Source organism: Ruegeria conchae (assembly GCF_000192475.1).
Classification (GTDB): domain Bacteria; phylum Pseudomonadota; class Alphaproteobacteria; order Rhodobacterales; family Rhodobacteraceae; genus Ruegeria; species Ruegeria conchae.
The window spans coordinates 383,522-402,736 of the sequence record NZ_AEYW01000013.1 but is presented as its reverse complement, the minus strand read 5'-3'; the positions used below and the strand labels follow the sequence as shown (position 1 = coordinate 402,736).

The 19,215-nt window shown below is 56.6% G+C and carries 15 protein-coding genes; 5 read left to right on the top strand and 10 right to left on the bottom strand.

Annotated elements, in window-relative coordinates:
* Window positions 1-32: 32 nt before the first annotated feature.
* Window positions 33-320, bottom strand: a complete 288-nt coding sequence (gene yajC / locus G7G_RS0113910; RefSeq protein ID WP_010442042.1) for a preprotein translocase subunit YajC — start codon at window positions 318-320, stop codon at window positions 33-35.
* Between the two features lie 192 nt (window positions 321-512).
* Here yajC and G7G_RS0113900 point away from each other — a divergent pair, with 192 nt between their 5' ends.
* Window positions 513-2,177 (top strand): mechanosensitive ion channel family protein, encoded by a 1,665-nt coding sequence (locus G7G_RS0113900; RefSeq protein ID WP_010442041.1) that lies wholly within the window; start codon window positions 513-515, stop codon window positions 2,175-2,177.
* Window positions 2,178-2,249: 72 nt separating this feature from the next.
* Entirely contained in the window at window positions 2,250-3,542 is a 1,293-nt protein-coding gene (gene serS, locus G7G_RS0113895; RefSeq protein WP_010442040.1) for a serine--tRNA ligase, read from the top strand.
* A gap of 50 nt (window positions 3,543-3,592) precedes the next feature.
* Here serS and G7G_RS0113890 read toward each other — a convergent pair whose 3' ends face one another.
* From G7G_RS0113890 to G7G_RS0113870, 5 genes are all read right to left on the bottom strand, one after another.
* On the bottom strand, window positions 3,593-4,216 hold the full coding sequence (locus tag G7G_RS0113890; RefSeq protein WP_010442039.1) for a helix-hairpin-helix domain-containing protein: 624 nt from the start codon (window positions 4,214-4,216) through the stop codon (window positions 3,593-3,595).
* A 70-nt stretch (window positions 4,217-4,286) separates the two neighbouring features.
* The gene (locus G7G_RS23045) at window positions 4,287-5,273 is read right to left on the bottom strand and encodes a fatty acid desaturase (protein WP_010442038.1); all 987 of its coding nucleotides are present in this window, start codon (window positions 5,271-5,273) and stop codon (window positions 4,287-4,289) included.
* A gap of 164 nt (window positions 5,274-5,437) precedes the next feature.
* Window positions 5,438-6,901, bottom strand: coding sequence for a ribosome biogenesis GTPase Der (gene der / locus G7G_RS0113880; protein ID WP_010442037.1), 1,464 nt, complete (start codon window positions 6,899-6,901; stop codon window positions 5,438-5,440).
* A 48-nt stretch (window positions 6,902-6,949) separates the two neighbouring features.
* Window positions 6,950-8,272 carry a PQQ-like beta-propeller repeat protein gene (locus tag G7G_RS0113875; protein WP_010442036.1) on the bottom strand — a complete coding sequence of 441 codons (1,323 nt, stop codon included), beginning with the start codon at window positions 8,270-8,272 and terminating at the stop codon, window positions 6,950-6,952.
* A gap of 41 nt (window positions 8,273-8,313) precedes the next feature.
* Window positions 8,314-8,985 carry a hypothetical protein gene (locus tag G7G_RS0113870; protein WP_010442035.1) on the bottom strand — a complete coding sequence of 224 codons (672 nt, stop codon included), beginning with the start codon at window positions 8,983-8,985 and terminating at the stop codon, window positions 8,314-8,316.
* A 226-nt stretch (window positions 8,986-9,211) separates the two neighbouring features.
* Between G7G_RS0113870 and G7G_RS0113865 the strand changes: the two genes are divergently transcribed.
* On the top strand, window positions 9,212-10,435 hold the full coding sequence (locus G7G_RS0113865; protein WP_010442034.1) for an efflux RND transporter periplasmic adaptor subunit: 1,224 nt from the start codon (window positions 9,212-9,214) through the stop codon (window positions 10,433-10,435).
* On the top strand, window positions 10,432-14,247 hold the full coding sequence (locus G7G_RS0113860) for an efflux RND transporter permease subunit (protein ID WP_010442033.1): 3,816 nt from the start codon (window positions 10,432-10,434) through the stop codon (window positions 14,245-14,247). Before G7G_RS0113865 ends, G7G_RS0113860 begins: the two co-directional genes overlap by 4 nt.
* Before the next feature lie 46 nt (window positions 14,248-14,293).
* Here G7G_RS0113860 and G7G_RS0113855 read toward each other — a convergent pair whose 3' ends face one another.
* The 3 genes from G7G_RS0113855 to G7G_RS0113845 form a co-directional block, all read right to left on the bottom strand.
* The gene (locus tag G7G_RS0113855) at window positions 14,294-14,617 is read right to left on the bottom strand and encodes a hypothetical protein (protein ID WP_010442032.1); all 324 of its coding nucleotides are present in this window, start codon (window positions 14,615-14,617) and stop codon (window positions 14,294-14,296) included.
* A 137-nt stretch (window positions 14,618-14,754) separates the two neighbouring features.
* Window positions 14,755-16,566 carry an ABCB family ABC transporter ATP-binding protein/permease gene (locus G7G_RS0113850; protein ID WP_010442031.1) on the bottom strand — a complete coding sequence of 604 codons (1,812 nt, stop codon included), beginning with the start codon at window positions 16,564-16,566 and terminating at the stop codon, window positions 14,755-14,757.
* Window positions 16,567-16,625: 59 nt separating this feature from the next.
* Window positions 16,626-17,987, bottom strand: coding sequence for a LysM peptidoglycan-binding domain-containing protein (locus tag G7G_RS0113845; RefSeq protein ID WP_010442030.1), 1,362 nt, complete (start codon window positions 17,985-17,987; stop codon window positions 16,626-16,628).
* 126 nt (window positions 17,988-18,113) lie between these two features.
* Here G7G_RS0113845 and G7G_RS0113840 point away from each other — a divergent pair, with 126 nt between their 5' ends.
* A complete protein-coding gene (locus G7G_RS0113840) occupies window positions 18,114-18,665 on the top strand; it encodes an LOG family protein (protein WP_010442029.1) in 552 nt (183 codons plus the stop codon).
* 46 nt (window positions 18,666-18,711) lie between these two features.
* Here the strand turns inward: G7G_RS0113840 and G7G_RS0113835 are convergent, their stop codons facing one another.
* Complete coding sequence (locus G7G_RS0113835) at window positions 18,712-19,164, bottom strand: host attachment family protein (RefSeq protein WP_010442028.1); 453 nt, start codon at window positions 19,162-19,164, stop codon at window positions 18,712-18,714.
* Window positions 19,165-19,215 lie beyond the last annotated feature (51 nt).

Genomic DNA, 19,215 nt, shown 5'->3' with positions numbered 1-19,215 from the left:
ACCCTGCCTTTTCAAGGATTTAACGCGCGAAGTTACTTCGCCGGTTCGGTCTTGTTCAGAACCTGAGCGATGGTCGATTTGACCACGCGAACCTTCACGCCTTCGGCAATCTCGACTTCGATCTCGTTATCGCCTTCCTTGACCTTGGACACCTTGCCGATCAGCCCACCTTGCGTGACAACCTGATCACCCCTGCGCACGGCTTCGACCATGGCCTGATGTTCCTTCATCTTCTTCTGCTGCGGGCGGATCAGCAGAAAATACATGATCCCGAAAATCAGGATCAGCGGGAGAAACTGGGCGATTGCGCCACCTTCCATGACATATTCCTTTGTTCTGGTAATGCAGAGGGCTCTCTGCAAAGTTGGCGCGAACCTATGCTTTGGTTCAGACGTTTGCAAGCAAACGCATCTGCAATTCACCTATCAAGTGCACAGGATTGATGCGGGACGTTGCAGATATGTTCTAGGCAGCCCCGGCAAGTCGGATATAGTTGTGGCCAGGGGGGCCTAATGATTCAATTAATCCAGACCTTTGGCAAGTTTATTCGCCTAATCCTTTTGACGGTTTCTCTTTGTCTCTTGGCACCACCACTTTGGTCACAGAACGTAATCGGAGAAGAACAAAACACAGAGGATTCTGAAACACAGACCTTTCAGGCTCCAGTTATCGTTGATGGCGATACACTGTTTCATGTGCGCGGCTCCAGCGCTTTGCCCGCAAACGAGCGGGCGGAGGGTGTTCAGAACAAGATCATTGAAGTAGCCGAATCCTCGGATGCAAAGAAAGTTTCGATAACCTTCGAGGACTCTGAATTCGGGATCCGGATATTTGCCGATGGCATCCAGGTTTCGATCGTGACCGATGCGGATTCCGAACTTGAACAAATGGATCTGAATGTTCTCGGGTTATTGCACGGCCAAGCTATTGAACAGGCGATCGAAAACTACCGCGCCAATCGCACGGAACAAGCACGCGTTTCGGGTGCTATCGAGGCCCTGGCCTGGACGCTCGGCTTCGCGTTATTCGTTGTCATCATTCTCTGGTTACACCGACGCATCAGGCGGCGGACGCTTAAACTGGTTAAACGCTATCTCAAAAACGTCGAAACCGCGACCGCCAAGAGCGTCCAGGCCGAGGCCATAGCGGCATTGATCCGGTATGCCCTGAATTTCGTATTGCTGGTGATCTTTTTCCTTGGCTTCTATTACTATCTCTCCTTCGTTCTGCTGGCCTTTGCCGAAACGCGATACTTTGCGCAATTGCTGCTGACCTACCTGACCGAGCCGGTCCTGCTGATCTTCAAGGGTATCCTCAGCTATTTCCCGAACCTGATCATGCTGGTGCTTATCACCTGGATAACGATGTATATCATCCGGGGAATGCGCGTGTTCTTTGACGCAGTCGAAGCGGGATCGTTCGATCTTGGCGATTTCGAGAAACACTGGATTGGCCCCACGTTTAACATCGCCCGGGTTGTTGTGATACTGATCGCACTAGTCTTTGCTGTCCCTTACATTCCCGGATCGGACTCTGCGGCCTTTCAGGGACTGACTATCCTTGTCGGCGCGATGCTGTCGCTGGGCGCGAACTCGGTGGTCTCGAATATGCTGGCGGGGCTTTTCGTGATTTATCGCCGCTCGACTTCGCTCGGGGACCGTATCCAGATCGGAGACCACATCGGAGATGTAGTGCAGATCAAGCTGATGGAGACACATCTGAAGTCGATCAAGAATGAGCTGATCTCGATCCCGAACGCGCAATTGATGAATTCGGACGTGGTGAACTTCTCAAAAAAAACCGATGGCAATGGGTTGCTGCTGCATACAACGGTTGGGATCGGATATGAAGAACCGCCCGAGAAGGTCGAAGCGATGCTGATCGAGGCCGCACATCGTACCAAGAGCATCAAAGCCAAACCCGAACCCTTTGTTTTGTGGACTGCTTTGGCGGATTACGCGATCAATTATCAGATCAACGGATATAGCACACGGGGCAGTATCATCCCGAAGATCCGCTCGGATTTGCATCGCAACATCGTTGCCGTGTTCAACGAAAACAACGTGCAAATCATGACACCTTCGTACATGGCTGATCCGCCCGAGCCGAAGATCCCAGCGGAAGAGTGGGATGGCCATCTGGCACATGAAACGCACGACGACGCGGATAAGTCGTAACCGGCGCTACACCCTTCCTTTCAGATGGTGCATAAGCGGTTTCAGTGATTCACGCATTTAAGGATCTGAACCATGCACGACATCCGCGCCATTCGCGAAAACCCAGCCGCCTTCGACGCCGCCCTTGCGCGCCGTGGGGACGCGCCGGTGTCGTCAGACCTGCTGAGGCTAGACGAAAGCCGTCGCGCGAAAATCCTCGCGGCCGAGACGGCGCAGGCGGAGCAAAACAAGGCCTCCAAAGAGGTTGGTGCCGCCAAAGGGCGCGGCGATGAGGCCGAATTCGAACGTCTGCGCGCGCTGGTGGCCGAGAAAAAGGCCGAAGTGGCCCGGATGCAGACCGAAGCCAAGGACCTGGACGCTCTGCTGACCGACCAGTTGATCCGTATCGCCAACCTGCCGGCAGAGGATGTGCCCGAGGGCGCGGATGAGAATGACAATGTCGAGATCAGCCGCTGGGGCACGCCGGGTGAACTGAATTTTGCCCCGAAAGAGCATTTTGAAATCGAAGCCGTTCAGAACGGTATGGATTTTGAGACGGCTGCCAAACTCTCTGGCTCGCGCTTTGTGCTGCTCTCGGGCGGCGTCGCGCGCATCCATCGCGCTCTGGCGCAATTCATGCTGGACACGCATATCAATGAGAACGAGCTGACCGAGGTTAACGGCCCGGTCCTGGTTCTCTCGGAAATGATGCAAGGCACTGGCCAGCTACCGAAATTCGGCGAGGACAGCTATCAGACCCGCGAGGGCTGGTGGTTGATCCCAACCTCCGAAGTGTCGCTGACCAACATCGTCAACGACACGATGATCGAGGAAAGCTATCTGCCCCGCCGTTATACCGCGCATTCCCTGTGCTTCCGGTCCGAAGCGGGCTCGGCGGGCAGGGACACGCGCGGGATGCTGCGCCAGCACCAGTTCGAAAAGGTCGAGATGGTCTCGGTCACGCATCCGGACAAATCGGACGACGAGCAAAAACGCATGCTGCGCTGCGCCGAAGGCATTCTGGAAAAACTGGGCATCCCCTATCGCACCGTCATTCTGTGCACGGGCGATATGGGTTTTGGCGCACGTCGCACCTATGACATCGAGGCTTGGCTACCCGGTCAGGACACCTATCGCGAGATCAGTTCGGTTTCGACCTGCGGTGATTTCCAGGCCCGCCGAATGAACGCACGCTTCCGGCCAGAAGCTGGCGGTAAGCCGGAATATGTTCACACCTTGAACGGGTCTGGTCTGGCTGTCGGGCGCTGCCTGATCGCCGTGCTTGAGAATGGCCAAAACGCAGATGGCACGGTGACCCTGCCTGAAGCCTTGGGCCCCTATCTGGGCGGCAAGCTTACGCTACAGATCGACGGTAAACTGGCATAACAAAACCGGCATCGATGATGCCGGTTCCCGATTGACAAGGCGAAGAAGAGTTACTTCTTCGCCTTTTTCTTATTGCTCTTCTTACCAGATTTTTTTTTAGACGTTTTGCCGGACTTTTTGTCAGACTTCTTCTTAGCGTCCTTCTTCTTGTTGTCCTTTTTGGGCTTTTTGTCTTTCTTGCCCTTCTTGGACTTTTCCTTGACCTTTTCCTTGGCTTTGGAAAATGCTGCTTCCATTTCGGATTTCTTCTTCGCAGCCTTCTCAGCCTTGGCTTTGGCCTTTGCCTTTTTCTTCGCCTTGGCCTCGGCAGCGACTCTCTCCGCCGCAAGGCGTTCTTCTGTGGCTTTTCGCTCGGCCTCGGCCTTGTTCGCGGCGGCATTGCTTTTTGCAGTTGCCCGACGTACCGCAGATTGCTTTGCTGCTGGCTTTTGCGTGCTTGAGCCGCGTGCTGGTGCACGAGCCGCGGCCTTGGGTTTGGCACCTGCAACAGCCTTCGCCGCTGCGATCAACTTGGTTGCGCGGGCAATACCGACGCGCGGAATACCAAGCATGTCTTCAGGTTTGGCCTTGGCTAAGGCTTCTGCTGTTTTGAAGCCCTTTGAATTCAGCGCCCGCTCCAGCGTTGGCCCTACCCCACTCACGTCGGCAACTGCGGTCATGTTGGTTCCTTTCATTGTCTCCACCTGGCAACGTAAGTGTTTTGGCATCGACCAAAAAGTAGAGAGATTGACAGCATTTGTAGCGTTAACCGCTTTCGGCCAGCCGGTGCTGTTCTGTTCTGTTGGGGAACGGGACAAGGCGTTTGGCTTCCTCATCCCAAAGCTTCAGGTTCAGTGCCGCCACTGCTTCGGGAAATTTGATCCGACGCGGCGTGTATTCCGGGGGTAAGTTATAGTGGCACGCGCGCAGACGATAGGACGGAATGCGCGCATTGAAGTGGTGAATGTCGTGCAAGGTGATGCAAGCTACGGCATTGTCAAACCACCAACCGAAATCCAATGCCGATGATCCTTCCAGCGCTGCTAGCTTGGGGTCCAACTCAGGACGTCGGTCCCAATAGGTGTCTTCGAAATTATGCTGCAGATACACTAGAAACACACCAAGCATGCCCCCGAGCAGAGAAAAGACCAACCAGACTAAAATACCGGTGGCGCCTGCAATCAGGTAAAGCAGTCCCAGAAACACGATAATTGAGAGGTTATGCAGCAGCACACCCATCACCCCAAACCGAACAGTATTCTTGGGCCAGCGATAGCGAATGAAGTAGGTGAACAAAGCACCAACTGGCACAAGAATGAACGGGTTCCGGTAAAGCCTATAAAACAGACGCGTTTTCCAATCGGCTTCGTTCCATTCACGCAGCGTCATTGTGTGAATTTCACCTGTCTCGCGATGTTCGAGGTTTCCGATCCCAGCATGGTGCAGATTATGGTTCTGCTTCATCACTTCGAACGGGGCGAAGGTAAATGGCGACAATCCGTGGCCAGCCCATTCGTTTTGCAGACGGGTTTCAAACAGCGAATGGTGACCGCAATCATGCTGCAGCACGTATAGACGGACTGCAGAAAAGGCAAAAACGATCCCTGCCGGAATCATGACATACCACTGGTCCACATACGTGATCGCCAAAGCCAGCGATGCGAAATACACCGCAAATGTTCCAAAATAGCTAAGGGCGGCAAGCGTATTGTCCTGTACCGCGTATTGTCTTGTATATTCTCTCAGATCCATCACGCCCGCTCCCCAGGGTGGTCCGACCAATCTCAAACTCAAATTACGTGCGGCAAACCCGCAATCAAGCAGCACGTACAAATACAAATGCACGCACTTGAATGCTAGCGCGCGGAAACGGGGCTGTCACGCCCCCTCACTGAAAATGCTGAAAATTAGCGCGGTTACGCGCGTCCCTTGAGATGCTTGGCCAAGGCGCCTGCGTTCTTCTTGCGACGGCCCTTGTAGGGGTTCTTGTCGCCCTGCCCACGCAAAGTCAGGCGTATCGGGGTGCCCGGCATGTCAAAATCCTCGCGCAACCCATTGACCAGATAGCGGTTGTAGCTTGCGGGCATCTTGTCGGGATGCGAGCACATCACGACGAACCCCGGTGGGCGCGTCTTGGCCTGAGTCATATAACGCAGCTTGATCCGACGACCCTGCGGCGCTGGAGGCGGGTGCTGTTCCAGCATGGCGGTCAGCCAACGGTTCAGCGCTGCGGTCGGCACGCGGCGGTTCCAAACGTCATGAGCACGCAGGATCGCGGCGCGTAAACGCTCCAGCCCCCTACCTGTTTTGGCCGATACCGTGATCAGAGGCGCACCACGCAGTTGTGGCAACAAACGGTCAAACGACTCTTTCAGGTCACGAAGTTTTTCTTGCTTGTTGTCCTCGATGTCCCACTTGTTCACGGCGACGACCACGGCGCGGCCTTCGCGTTCAGCCAGATCGGCGATCCGCAGATCCTGCTGTTCGAACGGGATGGCCGCGTCCAACAGAACCACGACGACTTCGGCAAACTTGACCGCCCTCAGACCATCCGAGACCGAGAGCTTCTCCAACTTCTCCTGCACCTTGGCCTTCTTGCGCATCCCAGCTGTGTCGAAGATCCGCATCGGTGTGCTGTCGCCATCTGGGTCAGCCCAATCGATCCGCAAGCTGATAGCGTCACGGGTAATCCCGGCCTCGGGGCCGGTCAGCAGACGATCCTCCCCGATGATCTTGTTGATCAAAGTGGATTTACCCGCATTTGGCCGCCCAACCACAGCCACCTGCAGAGGTTTATCAGCCGTGATCAAAGGGGCTTCACCCTCGCCATCCTCGTCCAGTTCGATATCAATCTGGGGGCTGTCGTCCTGCGCCTTTTCTGCTGCCGCATCCGCCAGTGGCATAAGTTGGGCATAGAGATCGGTCATCCCCTCGCCATGCTCGCCAGACAGGCGCACCGGTTCGCCAAGACCAAGGTTGTAAGCCTCAAGCACACCCGCATCGGCCGCGTTGCCTTCGGCCTTATTGGCGGCAAGGATCACATGCTTGGATTTTTTGCGCAGGATATCAGCAAACATTTCATCGGTCGGCGTAAGCCCTACCCGCGCGTCGATCATGAACAAGCAAACATCAGCCATGTCCACAGCACGCTCGGTCAGTCGCCGCATCCGGCCCTGCAGGCTGTCATCGGTCGCGTCCTCAAGACCCGCCGTATCGATCACAGTAAAGCGCAGATCTCCCAAACGGCCCTCGCCTTCGCGCAAATCACGTGTCACGCCAGGCTGGTCGTCGACCAAAGCCAGACGTTTGCCCACGAGGCGATTGAATAGGGTGGATTTGCCCACATTCGGGCGCCCCACAATGGCGAGGGTCAGCGACATGTTCTCATCTTTCAAGACTCAAGAAGCGCCCTTTAGCGCATCTTGTCGTCAACGGAAAGCGTGCAATTCGCCCTTGGTCGAAACGACATAGAGCGTCTGACCCGCCACAACCGGCGCAGTGGTCGCGCCGCCCGGCACTTCGATCTGATGGACCAACGCGCCGTCAGCTGGATTGAAGAAGCGTAGATACCCATCGTTCGAAGCTACAACCAGCCGCCCTCCGGCCATGATCGGGCCGTAATGAGCAAAGATCGGACCCCGACGGCCCGGCTTGTTCTTGACGAATCCGGGCAGATCGATTGCCCAGACAATCGAGCCATCCGCTGCGTCCAGACGCACCAGTTGGCTGCGATCGCTGATCAGGAATACACTGTTTCCTGCTGGCCAGACCGTATCAACCGCACCTTCCAGAGCGGTCCAGTTCCGCTCACCTGAACCAGTATCAAAGGAAACCGTACGACCCGAGTGGTTGCCGATCAGGATCGAATTGCCAGACACCATAGGCCCGGCTGTCACGTCTACGATCTGAGCCGCCGCGCGACCCCGGCGGCCACCCGCTACAGATGCGTTCCAACGCAAGATGCCTCCCCGGCGAAAAGTCGCGGCAATGTCACCCGACCCAAATGCAAAAACCGACAGGTCCGAAGCGATGACCGGCGCTGGTGCACCCAAAACGTTCCCGACGCTCGGAGTGCCGTCAATCTGCCAAATGATCCGGCCGTCCTTTGTGTTCACCGCCCAGCCGGTCTCGTCCCCGGCCACCAGATAGAGAATCCCGCCACTGACCAAAGGCGCGCCACTGCCGGTTGCATTCAAACGCTTTTGCCACTTTTGAGCGCCTGTTTTAGCATCTAACGCGGTCAAACGACCAAAACCCGATGAGACGTACAGCACACCATCGGCGTAAGCGAGCCCGCCCCCCGTGGCATCGACGTCTTTTTCATTCGGTGGAATCAGATTGGTGCTCCAGGCAACTTGCCCCTGTGGCGTCACCGCCGAAACAGTCGCACCGGAATCGAGCGTATAAATCAAACCACCCGCAACAACCGGGTCTGCAGTAATCCGCTGTTTCCGGCTGTCGCCGGAACCAATGTTGGCTGACCAGATACGCTGTGGCGTGGGGTTCAATGCGGCATTTGTAGTGCGAAATTCAGGGGTGCCTGGGCTTTGCGACCAGTTCGCGTTCCGGCTTTGGGCCGGAATGCTAATTGGCTTGGCGCCACGTGTTTCAACGGTTTCGTTGTCAACGGCGGCGCGAATATCCTCACGCTCACCGGGCAAAATAACCTCTGGTTCCTGACACGCGCTCAGCGCAGTCAAGGAAACTGCCGCGGCGACCAATCCAAAGCGTGAGAAATAACGTGTTACCATATTCGACAAACTCGCCTGTGATGTTCCGTTTCGCTGCCGGGTCAACCCTGCTGGGTTGCGACAGGCTCGGGCACACCCCCAAGCGCAATGATCAGTTGGGCTGCGCGTTGCTGTAGATCGGCGCTGGCTTCGGCGTCCTGGCGCAAAGCCTGCAAGCGATCCAACGCAGCCTGTGTACTTCCCTCGGTCACATCAATCAGGGCCAGCTGCTCCTCGGCAAGCAAGCGCAAAGGCGCACCGGGTATCGCAAGCGCCTCGAATTGTTGACGGCGATCTGCGACGGGCATCGTGTCGGCTTGCAGCAGCAACGCCTTGAAGCTTGCAATCGCCCGGTAGATTTCTGGCAAATCCCCCTGTGTAGCGATCGCGTTCAGGCTGTTCACAGCATCCTGATGCGACCCTGCATCGGCCTGCGATGCAGCCAATAACATATTCAGAACCGCGTCACCTCCCGCAGATGAGGCATCGACCGCTCGCAGGCTGGCTGCGCGCTCATCGGATGCGTTCTGAGACAAAGCAGACAGAATCGCATCACCCAGAGCTTCGGCCTGGTTTGTATCGCGCGCCTTGCGGTATTCGTTGAATGCCGCGCCACCTACAATAGCAACGACAGCGACAACACCCACCCAACCCCATCGGCGCAATAGCAGGTACATGCGATCGCGGCGCACCTCTTCGGTGACCTCATCAATAAAACTGTCGACGTCGCTCATCCCTGCCCCCAGGCTTAAGTGTCCGGTTTTCTAGCGCCATGTCATACCGCGCCGTTCAGGCCAAGCCAAGTGCTCGAATCCACACATTTGCCCGCATCCGCATCGCCCTTGCGAAAAAAACTAAACCGAACTATTCAGTTCAGTATGGAAAAGCCGTGTCTATTACCCCATTTCAAGTGATAGAGGCGAGAGCCAGCCGCGCGAACAGATCTGGAGATTGTACCGCATGCGATTGATTTCATTCGTTAACGCTGTTTTGGTTATTATTGCGTTGTATTTTCTTGTATTCGAACGCGACACGCTTTTTGCGTTCGCTGGTCGCGGGGATGAGCCTGCTGAAGCCGCAACTGAGGTTTCGGAATCAGTGCCTGCTCCGGATGCGATAGGTGTTGTCGTGGTGCGTTCGACTGCGCGCGAAATCGGCAGTGCGGTCCAGTTGCGCGGTCAAACCAAGGCAAATCGCCAGGTCGAGGTACTGGCTGAGACGATCTCGACCGTCGTGTCCGAACCTAAACGCAAAGGCGCATTTGTCGAAGCGGGTGATCTACTGTGTGAGCTGGATCCCGGCACCCGCCCTGCAAGTCTGGCCGAAGCGATGGCTGCAAAACTTGAGGCCGAAAGCCGTGTCCCCGAAGCCGAAGCACGTATCGAAGAGGCTCATGCTCGTCTGGCCGAGGCTGAAATCAATCTGAAAGCAGCGCGCAAGCTGTCTGAAACCGGGTTCGGTTCGGAAACGCGCCGCATCTCGAGCGAGGCCGAAATGAGCACCGCCGAGGCTGGCATCAAATCCGCTGAGGCTGGTCTGGAATCAACGCAAGCGGGCATTGAAGCCGCCACTGCAGCGGTTGCGGCCGCCCAACGCGAGATGGATCGCCTCACTATCGAGGCACCGTTTAAGGGGCTGCTGGAAAGCGATACCGCGGAATTGGGCAGCCTGATGCAGCCCGGTTCGCTGTGTGCGACCATTATCCAGCTCGACCCAATCAAGTTGGTGGCTTTTGTGCCTGAAACCGAAGTGAACCGGATTATCGTCGGTTCGATGGCGTCTGCACAACTGGTCACAGGCTTGCAGGTCGAAGGGCGCGTCACCTTCCTGAGCCGCTCGGCCGATGAAACCACCCGCACGTTCGAGGTGGAAATCACCGTTCCCAACCCGGAACTTCTGATCCGTGATGGCCAGACCGCCAATATCCAAATCGCTGCCGAGGGCGTCAAAGCACATCTGCTGCCGCAATCCGCGTTGACCCTGAACAATGAGGGCGAACTTGGTGTACGCACCGTTGTCGCTGACAACGTTGTCGATTTCGTCCCGATCCGCCTGCTGCGCGACACTGCCGAGGGTGTTTGGGTTGGCGGCCTGCCAGAATCCGCCGATATTATCGTGATCGGTCAGGAATTCGTGACACGCGGCGTAACCGTTGCGCCGACCTACAGGGAAGCATCGCAATGACGGGTATCGTCAGTTGGGCCGCAAGCCGAGCCAGAATGGTTCTGGCTTTCATCGCGATCTCGCTGGTTATCGGCGGATATGCTTATGTAGGGCTGCCGAAAGAGGGTGAGCCGGATATCGATATCCCGATGCTATTTGTATCGGTCCAGTTTCCGGGCATCTCGGCGGAGGATAGCGAGAGCCTACTGATCAAGCCGATGGAAACCGAGATGGCCGATCTCGACGGGCTAGACTCGATGACCGCCACTGCTGCTGAAAGCTACGCGGGCGTTCTGTTGGAATTCGAGTTCGGTTGGGACAAATCCGCCACCATCGCCGATGTGCGCGACGCCATGAACAGCGCACAAGCTGATTTCCCTGATGGGGCCGAGCAGTATACGATTACTGAGGTCAACTTCTCAGAGTTCCCCATCGTAATTGTTAACCTGACCGGTCCGGTCCCCGAGCGCACTATGGCGCGCGTTGCCAAAGACCTGCAGGACGAGCTTGAGGCGTTGGATGCGGTGCTTGAGGCGGGCATTGCCGGAAACCGCGATGAAATGCTTGAGGTCGTGATCGACCCGCTCCGGCTTGAGGCGTACAACGTCACGGCCGCTGAACTGATCAACGTTGTGCAGAACAACAACCAACTGATCGCGGCGGGTGAGGTTGAAACCGAGCAGGGCACGTTCTCGGTCAAGATCCCTTCTTCATTCAAGACTGCACAAGACGTCTATGGCCTGCCCGTCAAGGTCAATGGCGACCGCGTGGTCACCTTGGGTGAACTGGCCGAGATTAACTATACTTTTGAGGACCGCGCAGGCACGGCCCGGTTCAACGGAGAATCCACCGTCGCGCTGCAGGTCGTCAAACGCAAGGGCTTCAATCTGATCGACACCGTCGCGCTGATCAAATCCACCGTCGCAGAGGCTCAGACCAATTGGCCAGCCGAGTTGCAGGCCGCAGTTGATGTAGGCACCTCGAACGACCAAAGCCGCATCGTCGATTCGATGGTGCGTCAACTTGAGGGGTCGGTTCTGACCGCCGTCGCGCTTGTGATGATCGTGGTTCTGGCATCTCTTGGAACGCGCGCCGCGTTGCTGGTGGGCTTTGCGATCCCGACATCGTTCCTGTTGTGCTTCGCCTTTCTGGCGATGATCGGGGTCACAATCTCGAATATGGTGATGTTCGGCCTGATCCTTGCAGTGGGTATGCTTGTTGATGGTGCCATCGTTGTGGTGGAATATGCCGACAAGCGCATCAAAGAAGGCGTCGGCCCGATGCACGCCTATGTCGAGGCGGCGCAGCGGATGTTCTGGCCGATTGTCTCATCAACCGCCACAACTTTGTGCGCCTTCCTGCCGATGCTGTTCTGGCCCGGTATTCCCGGCGAGTTCATGAAGATGCTGCCGATCACGCTGATCTTCGTTCTGTCGGCTTCGCTGATCGTAGCACTGATCTACCTGCCGGTCGTGGGCGGTGTGTCGGGCCGTATGAGCCGCAGCTTCGAGCGCAGTTCGAACTGGCTGCGGGCACGCGCGCCGTGGTGGCTGCGGGCGCTACTGGTGCCGCCTTCTCTGTACATGATCTTCCTCGGCGCGATGCAGGTATTGAACCCCAACTACCTGCTACCCGGTGGTTCACTTGCTGGTGTGCTGTTGTTCCTGTTCGGCGCATTCGCCGGGTCGGTCACGCTGAGCGCTGCCAAGATCGAACGGGCCCCGGATGAACATGTGCATACCACAAAAGAGCACACGCCCTTTGGTTACGTGATCAAGTTCCTGGTCGGCAATCCGGTCATGCCGGTGGTATCAATCGCCGTAGTCTTTGCGGCGGTATTCTGGATCGCGTTCATCCTGTTCCCGCAGAACTCGCGCGGTGTAGAATTCTTCGTCGAGAGCGAACCGGAACAGGCTACGGCCTATGTTCGGGCGCGCGGCAACCTGTCTCTGGCTGAAAAAGACGAGATGGTTCTTCAGGCCGAACGCTTCATCAGTGAACATCCGGCAGTGATCAACGTATTTGCCTTTGCGGGCGAAGGCGGCCTGAATCAGAACAATGGCGGAGCAGAAGCCCCAGCCGACACCATTGGCCGTGTGCAGTTCGAGCTCATTCCTTGGGAAGATCGCCCGATCAGTTCCGAGCAGATCACCGGCTGGTTCTGGGGGCCGATTGCTGGTCTGCTCGGCTTTGCAAAGGAGGAAGTTGCAGCCGAATATGACGGCAATTTTGTTCTGGAAGAACTCACCGCAGAGTTAGCAACTCTTCCCGGCTTCATCGTTGATATTCAGGCGCTGGAGCAAGGTCCCGCCTCGGCCAAGCCCGTTCATCTGCGGATTAAGGGCGATAGCTGGGAAGAATTGACAACCGCGACCGTCGCGGCGCGTGAAGCCTTTGACGCCACCCCCGGCCTGATCAAGATCGAGGACACCCTGCCCCTGCCCGGCATCGACTGGCAGATCGACGTGGACGTGGCCAAGGCAGGCCGGTTCGGCGCGGACGTCGCAACCGTAGGCGCGATGGTACAGCTTGTGACGCGCGGCATCCTGCTGGGTGAAATGCGCCCGGATTCCACAGACGAAGAGGTCGAAATTCGTGTCCGCCTGCCCGATCAGGATCGTGTCTTGTCGACGCTGGATACGCTCAAGGTGCGTACGCCTGACGGATTGGTGCCGCTGTCAAACTTTGTCACCCGCAAACCGGTGGCCAAACTAGCCGAGATCAATCGCGTGGATCAACAGCGTTACTATGACGTGAAAGCGGATGTCGAGCCGGGGCTGAGCAAGATCGTGACCTCTGGCCCAGACGGCGCAGAACTGCGTCTGGCCACCGTGCGCGCGATTGGCGAAGGTTCCACGCCAACCGGCACCACGATCACCAATATGGACGGAGCCGAGTTCGAACTCGTGAAGCTGACGGGCGCCGAGAATGTGGGCGAAGTGCGGGCCGCCATCGAAAGCGGTGAAGCTCGGTTTGCCCTGATCAATCCGAACGAACGGATTGCTGTACTTACCGAATGGCTGCAGACCGACCCGTTCGGCCGCACCATCGCGTGGGAGTGGACCGGCGATCAGGAAGATCAGGCTGAAAGCCAGGCCTTCCTGTCCAGCGCATTCCTTGCCGCTCTAGGCCTGATGTTCGTGATCCTGCTGGCGCAGTTCAACTCGTTCTATAATTCGGTTCTGGTGCTGCTAGCGGTGGTTCTGTCGACCACAGGTGTGCTTTTAGGCATGATGGTGATGCAACAGCCGTTCTCGATCATCATGACCGGGACCGGGATTGTCGCGCTGGCCGGGATCGTGGTGAACAACAACATTGTTCTGATCGACACCTATCAGGAATACAGCGGTTACATGTCGCGTATCGATGCCATCGTCCGCACGGCCGAGGCGCGTATCCGTCCGGTTCTGTTGACCACGTTGACGACCATGGCGGGTCTGACCCCAATGATGTTCGGCCTATCGCTGGATTTCATCGGTGGCGGATATTCGATCGATAGCCCTACGGCTCTGTGGTGGAAACAGCTGGCGACGGCGGTGGTCTTTGGCCTCGGCACGGCCACGGTGCTGACGCTGATCGTCACGCCTTCATTCCTGGCGCTACGGGTGTGGGTCACAACCTACGCGGTATGGCTGGGTAGGGCGCTGGCGCGCGCCACGGCGGGACGGTCCAGCCAGATCGCGCAGGACATGGCAATCGGCCAAAGCGCGCGAGATGTGCAAGCAGCCGAGATGATCTGGACTGATGAACCGGACAGAGTTGCCCCTGATCAGAGCGCTCTGGACGACCGGCCAGATCATCCGCCAACAACCCCGCTGAAGGCGGCGGAATAAAAAAAGGCGAGCCCTCGGGCTCGCCTTATCGTTTCAGGCAGAAGTGTTATTCGACGAACGCGTATTCGCCCAGATCGCACAGGTTCAGACCATAGTCTTCAATCGATTCTCCGTCGCTGAAAACACCACGGATGTCATAGACACAGGTGGTTAGCCCGTCCGCGATAAGGACGCCCACTTCGTAATCCGCACCCAGATAGCCACCCTCAAGCAGATTGCCTTCCCAGCTGCCGGACGAGGCCGGAGACACGTTGAACTCAACCAGATCATAGCTGGTTGAGTTGATGATCAAGAATTCCAGATCCTCAGCTGCTGCCGAAGTCGCCATCATTAGTGTTGCAGCCAACACCGCCGCCGCTCGCATTTTCATGAAGTTTCTTCCTTGTCTGTGTTTCGGCCCGCGCAGTGTCGCGGCGGCGGGTCCGCGTCAAACGGAAAACCGTATCGCAGCGACCGATTTTCTTTTAAACCGATCCGCACAATCATCAGTTGTAAGGGCCGTTGGGCTCAGGCCGCTTGGCTGTCGGATTGCTGACGGCTCCACAGCTGGGCATATCGTCCCTCATGCCCAAGCAACTCATCATGCGTGCCTTGCTCGATGATCTCACCTCGCTCAAGCACAACAATCCGGTCTGCTTCGGCAATTGTGCTGAGACGATGAGCGATAGTGATCACTGTCCGGCCCTCACCTGCACGTGCCAGAGCGTCTTTGATGTCTTGCTCGGTTTCCGTATCCAAGGCCGAGGTCGCCTCGTCCAGCAACAAGATCGGCGGGTTTTTCAGAAGCGTTCTGGCGATGCCAACGCGTTGTTTTTCACCACCTGATAATTTCAAGCCACGCTCGCCGACCATGGTGTCATACCCTTCAGGCAGACTGACGATGAAATCGTGAATCTGAGCGGCTTTAGCGGCGGCCTCAACATCCTGCTGGGTCGCCCCTTCGCGCCCATAGGCGATATTGTAGCGGATCGTATCATTGAACAGAACCGTATCCTGTGGAACCACCCCGATCGAGGCATGCAGGCTCGATTGGCTGACATCGCGCACGTCCTGCCCGTCGATCTTCAACGCGCCGCCTGTGACGTCATAGAACCGGAACAGCAGCCGCCCAATGGTGGATTTACCTGAACCTGTCGCCCCGACAATCGCCACGGTCTGCCCGGCAGGCACCGTCAGCGACACACCCTTCAGGATTTCGCGATCCGCTTCATATCCGAAATGCACGTTCTCAAGCGTGACCTCTCCACCATCTACCTTGAGGTTTGGCGCACAAGGTTTGTCTGTCACTTCTGCCGGTTGTTCGAGCAGATCGAACATCTGCCCCATATCCACCAGTGACTGCCGGATCTCGCGGTAAACCGTGCCCAGAAAGTTCAGCGGAACCGTAATCTGGATCATGTATGCGTTGACCATCACGAAGTCGCCCACAGTCAATGATCCTTTTTGCACGCCTATGGCGGCTAGAACCATCACCCCGATCAAACCACAAGTGATCAGGAACGATTGGCCGAAATTCAGGAATGCCAGCGAATAAGCCGTCTTCAGCGCAGCCTGGGCATAGCCTTTCATCGAGACATCATAGCGTTCTGCTTCGCGCATCTCGGCATTGAAATATTTAACCGTTTCAAAGTTTAGAAGGCTGTCGATGGCGCGCTGATTGGCTTCGGTATCCTGATCGTTCATCTCGCGCCGCAACTTCACGCGCCATTCAGTCACCGCAAATGTGAACCAAATATAAAGCGCGATCGTCACCGCGACGACGACCAGATACCAGACGTCGAATAGCCACAGCAGTATGACCGACACCAGAAGCAATTCCAGGATCAGTGGCCCAATCGAGAAGAGCAGAAAACGCAAAAGGAATTCAACGCCCTTCACCCCGCGCTCGATAATTCGGCTCAGACCACCCGTACGCCGCGTCACATGATAACGCATCGAAAGCTGGTGAATATGCTGAAACGTCTCAAGCGCCAATGCCCGCAATGCCCGTTGACCAACTGGTGCAAATAACGCATCCCGCAATTGCTGGAACCCGACGGTCATCATGCGGGCAACCCCATAGGCAACCGTCAAACCAATCGCACCCAGCGCAATCGGTGGCACGCCCTCACCCGCCAGTCCATCCACTGCGCCCTTATACAGGATCGGTGTATAAACAGCGATCAGCTTGGCCAGCACCAGCATCGCCATCGCCCAAACCACACGGCGTTTGACCCATGGCTCATCTTCTGGCCAAAGATAGGGTGCTACCTTGCGGATCGTGCGCCAGCCTGAACGTTGTTCGTCCGGCTCGGATTGAATCGCGGATGGTTGCCTCATCACGTACCTTAACTGCGGTCAGAGATAGCCCTGGCCCGGTGTTGGGCCAGTGGTCTTTTTTACTCAGGGATAGTGAAAATCTGCCCTGGATAGATCAAGTCAGGATCACGGATCGAGTCCTTGTTGGCCTCAAACAGCTTAACGTACAACACACCATCTCCGAACCTGTCCCGAGAAATCGCCCAAAGTGTATCGCCCTTTTGAACCGTGACGGAGCGGATCGCAGGAGTTCCCGACGGGGTTTCACCCGCCTCGGTTGTTTCGGCTGCACGCAGTGCCTCGACGGGCTCGCGTTTGAACGGAGTCTCAAGCCGACTGACAACTGTCCCATCTGGAGCAACCTCATCCACGCGTAGGGTGTAAACGCCGGGATCTATACCCTCGACCTCACCACGCCACTGTCCATCCGTTGCAGGCTCAAGGTCAGCAACAAGTTTGTTGTCCAGATACAGGCGCACTGCAGATCCGTCCTGAGCGCGCCCTGTCAACTCCACATCGCCAACGTCTGAATACCCGATCGTGTCCAATGCGATCTGTTCCGGCGGTGTGTCCAGCACGGTGGGCGGTTGCACGAGTTCAACACCTTCTTCGCCCGAGCGCAGGATCGCGACTTGTTGATCAGGCACGTCAACTGTTTCGGACTGTGTTTCAGTCGCGGGCGCAGCCTGGTCTGCGGGCGGCGAAACGGTGCCAGCAACCTCGGATTCATTTTCTTCGGTCTCCGCTTGGTCGGCTGCTTGCTGATCGTTTGTTTCGGTGACCACGGTCTGCGCCTCAGCAACTTCTTTGACCGGCTCATCGGCAGAAGGCTCTGACTCGACCGGCGAGACCGGTTCTGGCAGCGCTGCGATCAGATAGTCATCTGACCGGCTGGTACTTTCTCCACTCCGGGTTTCAAGAACCAGCCCGCGAGCGTCGTCTCCAAATGGAATCGATACGAATTCGGCGAACTGACCGCTTGCGTCGACGGTAAAGCGATGAATAGTTTCACCGTCGAGCAGAACATTGACCTCGGCCCCCGGTTCGGCGCTACCGGACAACAATCCGTTTCCATCGGATTCGACAAAAATCTGATCCAGCACCGGCGATGCCAGAACCGGGGTTTCCGGCTCTTCTCTCTCTTGCACCTGCTCTTCTTCGATTACAGCGGCTTGCTCGGTGCTCTCGACGGGCGTAGCAGGCGCAGGTTCGCTAGCTTCTGTCGTCTGTTCATCCGGCTGGATATCTGCAGGTTCCTCGGCTTCCTGCTTGGCTGTTACGTTCGGTTCGGATGTTTCAACTGCTTCTGGCTCGGCCAGTTCCTGAGGTCGGTCAAACAGACCTGACAGATATAATCCGCCCGCAACGAGCACCACAACGATCCCGGCGACCAGACCCCATATGAAGGTACCAGAACCTCCGCTTCCCGATTTGGCGTTCATTCTTATCCTTTCACTCCGCCCGGTACTTGGCCAATTTGGCACACATTCCCAGGAGCGGTTGAGCCAACCTATCAATCCCGCTATCACGGGTCAAAACCCCTAACACAAGAGCAGAGAGCCCAACCCATGTCTCAGAAATCGGTCTGTGTGTATTGCGGGTCACGCAATGGAGTGAATCCCGCCTACGCCGCTGCCGCCCAAAGCTTTGGGACTTTACTGGCCAAAGAAAGTTGGCGGCTAGTCTATGGGGCCGGAGATGTGGGTCTGATGGGCGAAGTAGCCCGTGCGGCACAGGCGTCTGATGGTGATACTTTTGGAGTGATTCCTGTCCACTTGTTGCAACGCGAAGTTGGTAAAACTGACCTAACCCGCTTTGTCGTGACCGAAACGATGCACGAACGCAAGAAGGTCATGATCATGAATGCCGATGCCGTTGTCGTCTTGCCTGGCGGACCTGGTTCATTGGACGAGTTGTTCGAAGCCCTCACATGGCGGCAGTTGGGTCTGCATGACAAACCCATTCTGGTGATGAATATAGATGGCTACTGGGACGCGCTGCATACATTGCTGGAGCAACTTATTGGTCAAGGCTTTGCTGACGCTTCTCTGGCAGAGTTCATTACCTGGGTCACCACGCCTGAGGCAGCGATGTCCGAACTTCGCAGACTGCTGAACTGAAAAGACGGTAATCGGGCGGTGTGAACCGCCCGCAGATCACCTCTCCTCAGGCAGGTTTGGCCAATCGATTCCTGAGTATCTGTTCAACCTTGTGCAAGGGATGGTTGGTCAGCGTCTTATCAACTTCTGCTACCACTTTAGCGAGCACTTTGCTGTGCAATCTGCGGCGCAACAGACCCAAAACATGCGGACTGGCCACTAACACCAGGCGTTTGTATGCACCCTTCAGGCCCTTACGATTCAGTAGATTTGCCACATCCTGCACGAACAAAGACTTGGCGTGAGCCCTCCATGTGTCCTCTTCCACGGCGGATTTCTGATTGGGGCCGATATCAGACCTGCGCCCAGCCCGATCCGTCGGCTTTGCTATTACGGTGTCTTGTTCTTCAACTGAAACGACAACCAGATTCGGATCTTGCGCGTCGGTGATATTTTCCATCACCAGAGCCTTCTCCCCGTCTGCGATGATGACCCATGTTCCCTGCTCAAGTGCTGCCATAATGGTCTCCTTCAAAGGTTAAGGTGCCGATCCCTCGCCCAGCGGCCATGA